Annotated in this window: 11 protein-coding genes and 1 pseudogene; 6 read left to right on the top strand and 6 right to left on the bottom strand. The window is 58.5% G+C overall.

Translation table 11 applies throughout. The annotated features are described in order from the left end of the window. The first annotated feature begins 48 nt into the window (after positions 1–48). From Q1W15_RS14830 to Q1W15_RS14820, 3 genes are all read left to right on the top strand, one after another. On the top strand, positions 49–1,821 hold the full coding sequence (locus Q1W15_RS14830) for an N-acetylglutaminylglutamine amidotransferase (protein ID WP_300729810.1): 1,773 nt from the start codon (positions 49–51) through the stop codon (positions 1,819–1,821). 3 nt (positions 1,822–1,824) lie between these two features. Next, complete coding sequence (gene ngg, locus Q1W15_RS14825) at positions 1,825–3,570, top strand: N-acetylglutaminylglutamine synthetase (protein ID WP_300729809.1); 1,746 nt, start codon at positions 1,825–1,827, stop codon at positions 3,568–3,570. 70 nt (positions 3,571–3,640) lie between these two features. Next, positions 3,641–4,828, top strand: a complete 1,188-nt coding sequence (locus Q1W15_RS14820) for an osmoprotectant NAGGN system M42 family peptidase (RefSeq protein WP_300729808.1) — start codon at positions 3,641–3,643, stop codon at positions 4,826–4,828. Positions 4,829–4,865: 37 nt separating this feature from the next. Here the strand turns inward: Q1W15_RS14820 and cysG are convergent, their stop codons facing one another. From cysG to Q1W15_RS14790, 6 genes are read right to left on the bottom strand one after another with little or no spacing between them, the layout of a single operon-like run. Next, positions 4,866–6,260 (bottom strand): siroheme synthase CysG, encoded by a 1,395-nt coding sequence (gene cysG, locus Q1W15_RS14815; RefSeq protein WP_300729807.1) that lies wholly within the window; start codon positions 6,258–6,260, stop codon positions 4,866–4,868. Next, positions 6,261–7,541 carry a serine--tRNA ligase gene (gene serS / locus Q1W15_RS14810; RefSeq protein WP_300729806.1) on the bottom strand — a complete coding sequence of 427 codons (1,281 nt, stop codon included), beginning with the start codon at positions 7,539–7,541 and terminating at the stop codon, positions 6,261–6,263. 16 nt (positions 7,542–7,557) lie between these two features. Next, positions 7,558–7,932: a fluoride efflux transporter CrcB gene (gene crcB / locus Q1W15_RS14805; RefSeq protein WP_300729804.1), complete on the bottom strand. Its 375-nt coding sequence runs from the start codon at positions 7,930–7,932 to the stop codon at positions 7,558–7,560. After that, complete coding sequence (locus Q1W15_RS14800; RefSeq protein WP_300729802.1) at positions 7,929–9,254, bottom strand: replication-associated recombination protein A; 1,326 nt, start codon at positions 9,252–9,254, stop codon at positions 7,929–7,931. The genes crcB and Q1W15_RS14800 overlap by 4 nt, the downstream gene beginning before the upstream one ends. Positions 9,255–9,283: 29 nt before the next feature. Then, entirely contained in the window at positions 9,284–9,904 is a 621-nt protein-coding gene (gene lolA / locus Q1W15_RS14795; RefSeq protein ID WP_300729800.1) for an outer membrane lipoprotein chaperone LolA, read from the bottom strand. A 52-nt stretch (positions 9,905–9,956) separates the two neighbouring features. Next, positions 9,957–12,380 (bottom strand): DNA translocase FtsK, encoded by a 2,424-nt coding sequence (locus tag Q1W15_RS14790; protein WP_300729798.1) that lies wholly within the window; start codon positions 12,378–12,380, stop codon positions 9,957–9,959. A 402-nt stretch (positions 12,381–12,782) separates the two neighbouring features. Between Q1W15_RS14790 and aat the strand changes: the two genes are divergently transcribed. From aat to Q1W15_RS14775, 3 genes and pseudogenes are all read left to right on the top strand, one after another. After that, complete coding sequence (gene aat / locus Q1W15_RS14785) at positions 12,783–13,463, top strand: leucyl/phenylalanyl-tRNA--protein transferase (RefSeq protein ID WP_300729796.1); 681 nt, start codon at positions 12,783–12,785, stop codon at positions 13,461–13,463. A gap of 54 nt (positions 13,464–13,517) precedes the next feature. After that, positions 13,518–14,225, top strand: a complete 708-nt coding sequence (locus Q1W15_RS14780; RefSeq protein WP_300729794.1) for an arginyltransferase — start codon at positions 13,518–13,520, stop codon at positions 14,223–14,225. Between the two features lie 99 nt (positions 14,226–14,324). Then, a pseudogene (locus Q1W15_RS14775) lies at positions 14,325–14,386 on the top strand (translation initiation factor IF-1); the annotation flags it as partial.

The following is a 14,386-nucleotide window of genomic DNA, read 5'->3' as shown; positions in this document are numbered from 1 at the left end:
TTACACCGGTAGCAACACACATGCAGAAATATCAAGGACTTACACACCATGTGCGGATTAGCTGGCGAGTTACGTTTTGATCTTCAACCTGCCGACCTGGCAGCCATCGAACGCATCACCCACCACCTTGCACCACGTGGCCCCGATGCCTGGGGGTTTCACAGTCAGGGGCCTGTTGCCCTTGGCCATCGTCGACTGAAAATCATGGATTTGTCAGATGGCTCGGCGCAGCCGATGGTCGACTGCCAATTAGGCCTGTCATTGGCCTTCAATGGCGCGATTTACAACTTTCCTGAACTGCGCACCGAACTGAAGGCCTTGGGCTACTGTTTTTTCTCGGGAGGTGACACTGAGGTTATTCTCAAGGGTTATCACGCCTGGGGGGAGGCTTTGCTGCCCAAACTCAATGGCATGTTCGCGTTTGCCATTTGGGAGCGCGATACCCAGCGCCTGTTTCTGGCCCGTGACCGTTTGGGCGTCAAGCCGCTGTACCTGTCGCGCACGGGCGAGCGCCTGCGTTTCGCCTCGACGTTGCCGGCGCTGCTCAAGGGCGGCGACATCAGCCCGATGCTGGACCCCGTCGCGCTCAATCACTACTTGAACTTTCATGCGGTAGTCCCCGCACCCCGCACCCTGTTGGCGGGCATCGAAAAACTGCCGCCAGCGACCTGGATGCGCATTGATGCCAGTGGTCACACCGAGCAAACAACCTGGTGGACCCTGCCCTACGGCCCGCGTGCCGATGAGGTCAACCTGACCTTTGAGGACTGGCGCGATCAGGTCTTAGAAAGTACCCGCGAAGCAGTAGCCATTCGCCAGCGAGCAGCCGTGGATGTGGGGGTGCTGCTGTCCGGCGGCGTCGACTCCAGCCTGCTGGTCGGTTTGCTGCGGGAAGTGGGCGTACAGGATCTGTCGACGTTTTCCATCGGTTTTGAAGATGCAGGCGGCGAACGCGGGGATGAGTTCCAGTATTCGGACTTGATCGCCCGGCACTATGGCACCCGACATCATCAGTTGCGCATTGGCGAGCACGAGATCATCGAGCAACTGCCCGCGGCGTTTCGCAGCATGAGTGAACCGATGGTCAGCCACGACTGCATCGCGTTTTACCTGCTGTCACGGGAAGTGGCCAAGCACTGCAAAGTGGTGCAAAGCGGCCAAGGCGCTGATGAACTGTTTGCCGGCTACCACTGGTATCCACAGGTGGACGGTGCCAGCGACCCTTATGCCGCCTACCGCGCCGCCTTTTTTGACCGCTCTTACGATGAATACCAAGCCACGGTGCAACCACAGTGGCTGACGGCCAATGACGCGGCCGGTGACTTTGTTCGTGAGCACTTTGCCCAACCGGGTGCCGAAGCCGGCGTCGACAAGGCACTGCGGCTGGACAGCACGGTGATGCTGGTGGATGACCCGGTCAAGCGGGTCGATAACATGACCATGGCCTGGGGCCTTGAAGCGCGCACGCCTTTTCTGGACTACCGCCTGGCTGAACTGTCGGCGCGCGTGCCCGCGCGCTTCAAATTGCCCGAAGGGGGCAAGCACGTACTCAAGGAGGCCGCGCGCCGGGTCATCCCCAGTGAAGTAATCGACCGCAAGAAGGGTTACTTTCCAGTCCCCGGGCTCAAGCATTTGCAGGGCAACACGCTGAACTGGGTTCGTGACCTGCTGCTGGACCCGAGTCAGGACCGTGGGCTGTTCAATCCGGCAATGATCGATCAATTGCTGACCAATCCCCAAGGTCAACTGACGCCCCTCAATGGCTCGAAACTCTGGCAGTTGGCGGCCTTGAACCTGTGGCTGAGCGAGCAAGGAATCTGACCGATGAAACCTCTCGCGACCGCCTACAACCAACGACTGGTAAGGGGCCAGGCCCCTTCATACGAACGCTTGCAAGCACGCTTTGCCGAAGACGGCAGCGCATTGAATACCCAGCCGGCAGCCGTGCATTGCGGTTGGGGCCGGCTGCTGATCGGGCACACCTTCCCCGACGCGGCGTGCATGGCGAATGAACTGCTTAACGAACGGCCGGGCGAGCGTGACATTGCGCTCTATGTGGCGGCCCCCCAGCAAGTGCTGGCTCAATCACCGCAGCAACTGTTTCTGGACCCTTCCGATACCCTGCGCCTGTGGTTCACTGATTACCGGCCAGCCACTCGCGTGTTCCGGGGCTTTCGAATCCGACGGGTGCAAAGCGACGCGGACTGGGAGGCCACCAATGCGCTGTATCAATCGCGCGCCATGTTACCTATCGACGCCTCGCGCCTGACGGCTCGCCATCTGGGCGGCCCGGTGTACTGGATGGCGGAAGATGAGGACAGCGGCGCAGTGATTGGGGCCGTGATGGGCCTCAATCACCACGCCGCGTTTCACGACCCGGAAAACGGCAGCAGCCTGTGGTGCCTGGCCATTGACCCGCGCTGCACGCGGCCGGGTGTCGGTGAAGTGCTGGTGCGTCATTTGATCGAACATTTCATGAGCCGGGGCTTGAGCTACCTCGACCTGTCGGTGCTGCACGATAATGAGCCGGCCAAAAACCTGTACGCCAAGCTGGGCTTTCGCACCCTCACCACCTTTGCCATCAAGCGCAAAAACGGCATCAACCAGCCGCTGTTTCTCGGCCCTGGCCCAGAGGTCGGGCTTAACCCCTATGCGCGCATCATTGTTGAAGAAGCTCATCGACGCGGCATTGACGTACACATTGACGATGCCAGTGCCGGGCTATTCACCCTTAACCACGGCGGACGGCGTATTCGCTGCCGTGAGTCCCTCAGCGACCTGACCAGCGCCATCAGCATGAGCCTGTGCCAGGACAAACGTCTGACCCACTCAGTACTCACCCAGGCCGGGCTGCGCCTGCCCACCCAGCAACTGGCCGGCAACACCGAAGATACGCTGGCGTTTCTGGCGTTGCACAAACGGGTGGTGGTCAAACCGGTGGACGGCGAACAAGGCAACGGTGTGGCAGTCGATCTGTGCACCCTCAAACACGTGCAACAAGCCATCGAAGCTGCCCGGGCATTTGACAGCCGGGTGCTGCTTGAGAGCTTTCATGAAGGGGACGACTTGCGGATCGTCGTCATCGGTTTTGAGGTCGTCGCTGCCGCTATACGTCGCCCGGCGCAAGTGGTGGGTGATGGCCAGCACAGCGTCCTGCAATTGATTGAGGCTCAAAGCCGCCGCCGTCAAGCTGCGACCGAAGGCGAGAGCCGCATCCCGCTGGACACCGAAACACTGCGTACCGTGCAGGCCGCAGGCTTTGAATACGACAGCATTCTGCCCACCGGCCAGGTGTTATCCGTGCGCCGTACCGCCAACCTGCACACCGGCGGTTGCCTGGAAGATGTGACCGAGGTCTTGCACCCGGTACTCGCGGACGCCGCCATTCGCGCGGCACGGGCGCTGGACATCCCGGTGGTGGGGCTGGACTTGATCGTGCCAGCTGCCGACCAGCCCGAGTATGTGTTTATTGAAGCCAACGAGCGGGCCGGGCTCGCCAACCACGGGCCTCAGCCCACGGCTGAACGTTTTGTCGACCTGTTGTTCCCCCACAGTCAGCCTGCGCCCTGAGCGCAGCCGCTGCACGTTATCGGGCCTGCCCCCTTGCAAAAGGGGGCAAGCCTTTCACTCAGGAGTCTTTATGAATCGCACCCTCCCCGAACCTGACCTTGACTACCTGCAACGGGTACTGCTGGAAATGCTGGCCATCCCCAGCCCTACCGGTTTCACCGACACTATCGTGCGCTACGTGGCTGAACGCCTCGAAGAGCTGGGTATTCCATTCGAACTGACCCGGCGCGGGACCTTGCGCGCCACCCTCAAAGGCCAGAAAAACAGCCCGGACCGTGCGGTGTCTGCCCATCTGGACACCATTGGTGCCAGCGTACGTGCCATCAAGGACAACGGCCGTCTGGTGCTGGCACCCGTAGGCTGTTGGTCCAGCCGTTTTGCTGAAGGCAGCCGTGTCAGCCTGTTTACCGACAATGGTGTTATTCGCGGCAGTGTGCTGCCATTAATGGCATCAGGCCATGCTTTCAACACGGCGGTGGACGAACTGCCGGTCAGTTGGGACCACATCGAGTTGCGTCTGGACGCCTACAGCACCACCCGCGCCGACTGCGATTCACTGGGGGTGAACATAGGTGATTTTGTAGCCTTTGACCCGCTGCCGGAGTTTACAGACAGCGGCCATATCAGCGCGCGGCACCTGGACGACAAGGCTGGCGTGGCCGCCTTGCTGGCAGCGCTCAAAGCCATTGTCGACAGTGGCGAACAACCGCAGATCGATTGCCACCCTCTGTTCACCATCACCGAAGAAACCGGCAGCGGTGCCGCCGCAGCGTTACCTTGGGATGTCAGTGAATTTGTGGGGATTGATATTGCGCCGGTTGCACCGGGCCAGCATTCAAACGAACACGCCGTCAGTGTGGCCATGCAGGACTCGGGCGGGCCGTATGACTATCACTTGTCACGGCACTTGCTGCGCCTGGCGACGGAACATGAATTGCCCGTACGCCGGGATATGTTCCGCTATTACTTCAGTGACGCGCACTCGGCGGTGACCGCCGGGCATGACATTCGCTGCGCCTTGCTGGCCTTCGGTTGTGATGCAACCCACGGCTATGAGCGTACCCATATCGATAGCCTCGCGGCGCTGAGCCGATTGTTGGGAGCCTATATGATGAGCCCGCCGGTATTTGCCAGCGATGCCCAACCCGCGCAAGGGTCACTGGACCGCTTTAGCCATCAGTTGGAACACGATGCCCAGATGGAAAGCGATACGCGCGTGCCGTCGGTAGAAAGTTTGGTGGGGGACAACAGGGGCTGAGAATCATCGGTAGCGAGCACGCTCGCTACCGACTCAATCAGACTTGGGATTGAGCGCCTTCAAACCACGCCAGTTTCTCACGCAGCAACACCACCTCACCGACGATCACCAGCGTCGGAGCATGGACTTCATGCTCCGCTACCAGTTGCGGCAAGTTACCCAAGGTGCCGGTGAACACGCGCTGGTTGGAAGTGGTGCCTTGCTGAATCAGCGCGGCCGGCGTATCAGCCGAGCGACCGTGTTTAATCAGTTGCTCGCAGATGGTCGGCAGCCCTACCAGGCCCATGTAGAACACCAGCGTTTGCGCCGGAGCGACCAGGTCGTTCCAAGGCAGGTTGCTGGTGCCATCCTTCAAGTGCCCCGTGACAAAACGCACGGACTGCGCGTAATCACGATGGGTCAGCGGAATACCGGCGTACGCCGAGCAACCACTGGCAGCGGTAATACCCGGCACCACTTGAAACGGAATGCCATGCGCCGCCAGCTCTTCGATTTCTTCGCCACCCCGGCCAAAGATAAACGGATCGCCCCCTTTGAGCCGCACCACACGCTTGCCTTGCCTGGCCAGATCGACCAGTTGCTGATTGATCTGGTCTTGGGGCACCGCATGATCGGCGCGACGTTTACCGACATACACACGCTCGGCATCACGGCGGCAAAGCTCAAGAATCGCAGGAGCCACCAGACGGTCGTACAGCACCACATCGGCTTGCTGCATCAAGCGCAAGGCGCGAAAGGTCAACAAGTCAGGATCACCGGGGCCGGCCCCGACCAGGTAAACCTCACCCGTGGTCAGCGCTGCTTCGCCGTTGATCTTGGCCTCCAGCAAGCGTTCAGCTTCAGTGCCCTGCCCGGCCAGTTGACGGTCGGCAATCGGGCCCTGGAACACATCTTCCCAGAACCCGCGGCGTTGCTGCACATCCGGAAACAGGCCTTTGACCCGGGTTCGGAAACGCGCGGCAAGGCCGGCCAGTTGACCGTAAGTCGAAGGGATCCAGGTTTCGATCTTGGCCCGAATCAAACGCGCCAGCACAGGCGCGTCACCACCACTGGAAATAGCGATGACCAGCGGTGAACGGTCGACAATAGCAGGGAAAATCACGCTACACAGGGCTGGCGCATCCACCACATTAACCGGCACACAACGTCGGTGTGCATCAGCGGAAACCTGGGCATTAAGCGGTTCGTCGTCCGTGGCGGCAATGATCAGCACACACCCGTCAAGGTCTGCCTCAACATAGCCGCGCAAGACTTGCTCACCGCCGCTGCTGTTTACCAACTCGCACAGCTGAGGCTCTATAGCAGGTGCAACCACCCGCAACACGGCACCGGCGTCGGCCAGCAAGCGGGATTTGCGCAAGGCGATTTCCCCGCCGCCGACCACCAGCACGCGACTGCCCCGCAGGTTATGAAACAGCGGCAGAAACTCCATTTAGCCGATGACCTCGATACCGCCCATGTAAGGCTTGAGCACTTCAGGCACACGAATCGAGCCATCTGCTTGCTGGTAGTTCTCCAGTACGGCAACCAGCGTACGACCTACTGCCAAACCGGAACCGTTAAGGGTGTGTACCAACTCAGGCTTGCCGGTTTCCGGATTACGGAAACGGGCTTGCATACGACGCGCCTGGAAATCGCCGCAATTGGAGCACGACGAAATTTCGCGGTATTTGTCCTGGCTCGGAACCCAGACCTCAAGATCGTAGGTTTTAACAGCGCTGAAGCCCATGTCGCCGGTGCACAACGCCAGTGTGCGGTAAGGCAACTCAAGCAGTTGCAGGACTTTCTCAGCGTTGCCTACCAGACCTTCCAGCGCATCCATCGAGGTGGAAGGCTCAACAATCTGAACCATCTCGACCTTGTCGAACTGGTGCTGACGAATCATGCCGCGGGTGTCACGCCCCGAAGCGCCGGCTTCACTGCGAAAGCACGGTGTGTGAGCCACAAACTTGATCGGCAGGGTTTTGTGGTCGACGATGTCGCCCGCCACGATGTTGGTCAGCGACACTTCAGCGGTCGGAATCAAGTACAGATCAGCCTCACCTTCACGGCTGATTTTGAACAGGTCCTCTTCAAATTTAGGCAACTGACCCGTGCCCTGCAACGCAGGTGCCTGAACCAGATAAGGCGTGTAGGCCTCTTCATAGCCGTGTTCGTTGATGTGCAGGTTGAGCATGAACTGCGCCAGCGCGCGATGCAGCCGGGCGATCGGGCCACGCAGCAAGGCAAAGCGGGCACCTGACAATTTTGCTGCAGTTTCAAAGTCCAGCCAGCCATGTTGCTCGCCAAGCGCAACATGGTCCTTGATTTCGAAATCAAATGCCTTCGGGGTACCCCAACGACGAATTTCGACGTTGTCGTCTTCGTCAGCCCCGACTGGCACGGATTCGTGCGGCAGGTTGGGCAGGCTCAACAGGATCGAGTCCAGTTCAGTCTGGATCGCTTCCAGCTCAACTTTGCCGTGGGTCAGATCGCTGCCCATGGTTTCAACGCTGGCCATCAGGGGCGCGATATCTTCGCCCCGCGCCTTGGCTTGACCGATACTTTTGGAAATCGCATTACGCTCAGCCTGAAGCTTCTCGGTCAGCGTCTGGACTTCCTTGCGGCGGGCTTCGAGCGCGTCGATGCGCGCCACGTCCAGCGTGAAGCCTCGGGATGCCAGGCGATCCGCTACGTCCAGAAGGTTGCTACGTAACAGTTTGGAATCGAGCATGTCGGTTTCTCGTTTATCAAAGTTTGGTCAGGGACAGGCCAGCCCAGGTCGCGAGCAGCCCACCGAATACGCTGAGGGCGGCATAGCCCAGTGCCAGTGGCACTTGCCCATTTTCCAGCAGGCGCACCGTATCCAGAGAAAAGGATGAAAAAGTCGTCAAACCGCCCAGGAAACCCACCATCAGTCCAGCGCGGACTTCAATAGGGACTTCCGGGCGGATTAAAAAAAGCCCGTAAAGGAAGCCAATCAGCAGGCAGCCCACGATATTAACGGCCAATGTCGCGGTATAGAAGTGCTTTGGCCAATTGGCGTTCACCCAATTACCGGTCGCGAAACGCAATAAAGTGCCTGCGATACCGCCCACCGTCACAGCAGCGATCAAGGGAATCACTCTTTTCTCCGCTGTAGAGGGCTGGCCTGATCCAGAGCAGCCAGGTGTTTGAGCTTTTCGCCAATTTTCAACTCAAGCCCCCTCGGTACTGGCTGATAGAGCGCCAAGGGCTCCAGCTCATCGGGGAAATAGTCTTCACCGGCAGCATACGCATCCGGTTCGTCATGGGCGTAGCGGTATTCGCCGCCATAGCCCAATTGCTTCATGAGCTTGGTCGGCGCATTGCGCAAATGCAGTGGAACTTCGAGCGAGCCGTGCTCAGCCGCACTGCGCAATGCCGCTTTAAAGCCCATGTACACCGCGTTGCTTTTCGGCGCACAGGCCAGGTAGGTAATGGCTTGCGCCACGGCCAACTCGCCTTCAGGGCTGCCGAGGCGCTCTTGTACGTCCCAGGCTGACAAACACAGGCTCAAGGCCCGCGGGTCAGCGTTACCGATGTCTTCACTGGCCATGCGCACCACCCGGCGTGCGATGTACAACGGGTCGCACCCACCGTCGATCATACGGGCAAACCAATACAGCGCCCCGTCCGGGTTGGAGCCGCGTACTGACTTGTGCAGCGCCGATATCTGGTCGTAGAAGGCTTCGCCGCCTTTGTCGAACCGGCGCTGGGTATCACCCAACAGGCTTTGCAGCAAGTCGGTGCCGATTTCGCTGTTGTCTTCGGCCAGGTCTGAGGCGTTTTCAAGCAGGTTAAGCAACCGCCGGCCATCGCCATCAGCGGCCCTGAGCAACGTTTGGAACCCCTCATCACCCAGAGTCAGGCCGCGCTTGCCCAAACCTTTGTCTTCGGTCAACGCACGGTGTACCAACTTGCGCAAAGCCGCCTCGTCGAGGCTTTTGAGCACGTACACGCGCGCGCGCGACAACAGGGCGTTGTTCAACTCAAACGACGGGTTCTCGGTGGTCGCCCCAATAAAAATCAAGGTGCCATCTTCGACGTAGGGCAGAAATGCATCCTGCTGCGACTTGTTGAAGCGGTGCACTTCATCGACAAACAGAAGAGTACGCCGCCCGTATTGACCGGCCTGCTGCTTGGCCATTTCAACCGCCTGGCGGATCTCTTTGACGCCAGCGAGCACCGCCGAGACGGTTTCGAAATGGGCATCCGAGACCTCTGCCAGCAAGCGCGCCAAGGTGGTCTTGCCCACCCCGGGCGGGCCCCAGAAAATCATGGAATGCAGCGCACCTTGCTCCAGCGCTTCGCGCAGGGGTTTGCCGCGAGCGAGCAGGTGCTCCTGGCCGACATACTCGTCCAGGTTGGCGGCCCGCAAACGGGCCGCCAGGGGTTGGGCAATCGGGGCACTTCGAAACAGATCCATGGGCAGCGCTTGAAACCTCTTGGTCCAGGTTATTCCTGGATGACATCAGCCCCTTTCGGGATATCGAACTTGAATTTGGAAGCAGGCACAGGCTCGTTGACCTTCACCCCGTTGAACAGGATGTTGGTGCGTTGACCAACGCTGTCAATCAACTGCATATCGTTGATCTTGCCACCCCGGAACGACAACCGCAGGGAGTCGAACAGCGTGTCCTTTGTTTTTGGCTTCAGCGTAAAGTCCATCACGTCACCCGCCTGTTTGGAGGTGATATCGAAACTCTCACTGATTTTTGACACATCGCCGGACAGTAACAAGGCCGGTGTCTGGGTCAGGCGCTGATCCAGCTTCTTGATGGTGGCCTGCTCAAGGTCCGGGTCCCAGAGCGTGACTTTCTGACCATCGGAAATCATCGTTTGCTCGTTCGGTGCATCCGTGTGCCAGTAGAACAAGCCTGGACGCTTGACGGCCATTTCACCGGCTGTTTCCTGAAGTTGCGTACCACTGCCGTCCAGCGTCAACTGGGAAAAACGTGCCGTGATGGTATCAGAGCCCAACAATTGGCCGAGGCGCTTCACACTTTCAGCATCGGCATGGGCCGAAAGCGAAGAGAACGCCAGAACAGGCAACAACAGCATGCTGATAAGACGCATGAAAATCCTCATTGATTAGTTAATCGCTGCCCGCGACAACGTCGCGGGCAGATCAGTCACGCATAGGCGCTGGAGCCAACACTTCGCGTGAGCCATTGGTGTTCATAGCAGTCACAACGCCAGCCATTTCCATGGACTCGATCATACGAGCAGCCCGGTTGTAACCGATCTTGAGTTTGCGCTGCACCGCAGAGATCGAAGCGCGGCGGCTTTCGAGTACAAATTGAACGGCTTCGTCATACAGCGCATCTGTCTCGCTGTCTTCACTGCCCTCACCACTGCCGCCCTCAAACCCGCTGCCCGCCTCTTCAACGCCACTGAGAATATCGTCGTTGTAATCCGGGCTGCCGCGCAGCTTCCAGGCTTCAACCACACGGTGCACTTCCTCATCGGACACAAACGCACCGTGCACACGAATCGGCAGGCTGGTGCCCGGCGGCATGTAGAGCATGTCACCGTGGCCCAACAGTTGCTCGGCACCGCCTTGGTCGATGATCGTGCGTGAGTCGATCTTGCTGGAAACCTGGAAGGCCATACGCGTCGGAATGTTGGCCTTGATCAGGCCGGTAATCACGTCCACCGAAGGGCGCTGTGTAGCAAGAATCAAATGAATACCGGCCGCCCGGGCTTTCTGGGCAATACGGGCAATCAGTTCTTCGACCTTTTTACCGACGATCATCATCATGTCGGCGAACTCGTCGACCACCACTACAATGGTCGGCAGCTTGGTCAAGAGCGGTGCTTCATCGTGAATGCTTTCGCGCTTGTACAGAGGGTCGGTCAGCGGTTCGCCAGCGGCTTGAGCTTCCTTGATCTTCTGGTTGAAGCCGGCGAGGTTACGCACGCCCATCTTGGCCATCAACTTGTAACGTCGCTCCATTTCAGCGACGCTCCAGCGCAAGGCGTTGGCCGCATCTTTCATGTCCGTGACCACCGGGCAGAGCAAATGCGGGATGCCTTCGTAAATCGACAACTCCAACATTTTCGGGTCGATCATGATCAGTTTGGCGTCTTCAGGCCCCGACTTGAACAATATCGACAGAATCATCGCGTTCACGCCCACAGACTTACCAGAACCCGTCGTACCCGCTACCAGCAAATGCGGCATTTTGGCCAGGTCTGTAATAACCGGCTTACCGCCAATGTCATGGCCCAAAGCCAGAGTCACCGGCGACTTGGCATCATCAAACTCAGGGGTCGATAACACTTCAGAGAACCGCACGATCAGGCGGTCTTCGTTGGGGATTTCGATGCCCACCGTGGTTTTGCCTGGAATGACTTCAACCACCCGTACGCTGGTTACCGCCAGCGAACGGGCAAGGTCTTTGGCCAGGTTGGCAATACGGCTGACCTTGACCCCAGCCGCCGGCTGGATTTCATAACGGGTAATCACCGGGCCCGGGTGAATGGAGTCAACCGTCACTTCCACCCCGAACTCCTTGAGTTTTATCTCAAGCAAATGGCCAACGGCTGCCAGAGACTCCGGGGAATAATTGAGCTGTTTCTTCTCGGCCGAGTCCAGAATCGAGATAGGGGGCAATGTGCCTTCCACCGCACTGTCGACAAACAATGGAACCTGCTTCTCTTTTTGCACCCGTTTGCTGGGCTCAGGGGCCTTGGCCGGTGCGGGCGCAATGACGGCCGGCACGTGCTTTTCACGCTCGGACATGTGCTTGGTCAGCGCCTGTTCGCGCTCAATCAAGCGCTCTTTGGCCTTGGCCTGCTCACGCTTGTCGGGAACGCTGGGTGCCACCACCTCATTGACCCGGTTATCCACCTCACGCAGTTGCGCCACCAGTTGCTTGCGCTCGTTGCGGTCCGCCCACCAGCGATTCCCCGCGCCCTGGATCAGCTCGAACAGGTCAAGGGTGATCTTGCCGGTAATGTCCATGACCTTGAACCACGACAGGTCGGTGAACACCGTCAGGCCAAACAGGAACACTGCAATCAGCAGCAGAGTGCTGCCTTGGATATTCAAGGCATTTTTAGCCAGATCACCCAGGCTTTCCCCCAGCGCACCGCCCGCCCCTGCGGGCAGCCCCTGAGCAGAGTGAAAGTGGATGTGGGCCAGCGCCGCACCCGCAATGACCAGAAAGATCAACCCGACCAGGCGCCACGAAAACAACCAGCCACTCCACTGCCACGGCTGGTGCCGTTCGCGGAAGATCTGATAGGCCTTGATCGCCAGCAGCAAAGGGAAAATATACGCAAAGTAGCCGAGCACCATAAACAGGATGTCAGCACTGTAAGAGCCCGCAGGGCCACCGAAATTCTGCACATCCACGACACGGCTGTCATGGCTCCAGCCCGGGTCGTCCTTGCTGTAGGTCAACAACGCCATAATTATGAAGAGGCAAAGGGCACCGATAGCGATTAATGCACCTTCCTTGAGTCGGTAGTGCAATTGCTGACGCCAGAGAGGAACTGCTTGAGGTGCTGCTGTGGATTTCTTCAAAACGCGTCTTTTCCTGCGCACATGGCGCGCACAACTATTGATTGACTACAAAATACTGCTCATAACGAACAGGAGACAAGTTCACACATGACACTGGACTAGCCTTGCACGGAGCCTTGTAATATACCCTCTGAACAAAACTCGGCCACCCCGGAAGACGGATTAGTCTGTGCAGTCTAGAACAGCTCATACGGGTGGGCCATTGTACGGGTTTAAGCCGTTGATGCCACGCGCCAGCAAGGGACGGGCACATTCGCCCGGCATTGCCTTGAGCAGCCCCAATTTGAGCATGCATTACCTTTTGTGACAAAGACTTATAGCAGGGTCGAAACGGCGCTCGGCTTTAACGGGCAGACCCTTTAAGACCGCACGAGTACAGCAGAGTTGCAGGCCTCCCCCTCTCTTCATGCAAGACTGATTACCATGCTGACCTGGTTAAAACGCGACACACTGACATTCCCGCCCCTGACAAAGGCCATGCGCGAGCCAAACGGGCTTTTAGCCGCGGGTGGCGACCTCTCGCCAGACCGGCTGATCAAGGCCTACCGTCACGGCTGCTTTCCATGGTTTTCCGAAGGCCAGCCCATTTTATGGTGGTCGCCAGATCCACGCACCGTGCTGTTCCCGGACGAACTGCATGTGTCGCGCAGCCTGGCTAAACTTCTACGCCAGCAACGCTACCAGGTGACTTTCGACCGTGACTTCGTCAGTGTCATCCACGCGTGCGCAGGGCCCCGCCGTGATGCGGACGGCACCTGGATTACCGACAACATGCAAAACGCTTACATTGAATTGCATGCTCGTGGCCACGCTCACTCCGTCGAGGTCTGGGATAACGGCGAGCTGGTGGGTGGCCTGTACGGGCTGGCAATGGGCCAACTCTTTTTTGGCGAGTCCATGTTCAGCCGCGCCGACAATGCGTCGAAAGTGGGTTTCGCCACCCTGGTCAAACAGCTCCAAGCCTGGGGGTTTGTACTGATTGATTGCCAGATGCCCACCCACCACCTGCACAGCTTGGGTGCCCGTGCTATCCCGCGCCAGCAATTTGCCGACTATTTGCGCGGCCACCTGGACCAACCTACAACGGCAACATGGGTTTTATAGGCACCTTTCACACACTGACTTACACTTAATTCAAAGATTTCCCGAGGGCCGATCATGACCGAGCTGGCGCGCTTGAAGTTCTATGCCACTCAACCTCACACATGCAGCTACCTGCCCGACGAACAAGCCACCACGCTGTTCCTCGACCCCAGTCAGCCAATGGATGTGCAGGTTTACGCCGACCTGTCCGAGATGGGCTTTCGTCGCAGTGGTGACCACCTCTATCGCCCGCATTGCCTGAAGTGCGACGCCTGTACTGCCGCGCGTATTCCTACCGCCCTGTTTGTACCCAACCGTCAACAAAAACGTATTTTCAAGCGCAACTCCGACCTGACTGTACAGGCCGTAAAGCCCAGTTTTAGTGAAGAGCACTTTGATCTCTACCAGCGCTATATCGAACAGCGTCATGCTGATGGCGATATGTTTCCGCCCAGCCGAGATCAGTTTTCAACGTTTCTGGTGCGCGATCTGCCGTTTTCGACCTTCTACGAGTTTCGCCTCGACAAACGGCTCATGGCAGTCGCTGTCACTGACGTCCTGCCTAACGGTTTATCGGCGGTGTATACCTTCTACGAACCCGCCGAGGAGCGTCGCAGCCTAGGGCGTTACGGTATTTTGTGGCAAATTGCCGAAGCCCGCCGCCTGGGGCTCGACGCCTTGTACCTGGGATACTGGATCAAAAACTGTAAAAAAATGAACTACAAGACTGAATATCGCCCAATTGAGCTACTAATTAGTCAGAGATGGAGCACTCTTAACTGAACCCCTTGGCTTAAACCCCATTTTTCGGGCACAATGCACGCCGCTTTTGCCTGGCGCAGTTGCACCGGGCCATTCATTGGACACCGAGGGCTTTACTGCATGTCGAAAGAAGACAGCTTCGAAATGGAAGGCACTGTCGTCGACACCCTGCCCAACACCAT

The organism is Pseudomonas sp., from assembly GCF_030150285.1.
Taxonomy (GTDB): Bacteria; Pseudomonadota; Gammaproteobacteria; order Pseudomonadales; family Pseudomonadaceae; genus Aquipseudomonas.
Note: the sequence above shows the minus strand (reverse complement) of the source record. Positions and strands in the feature narration are given on the sequence as shown.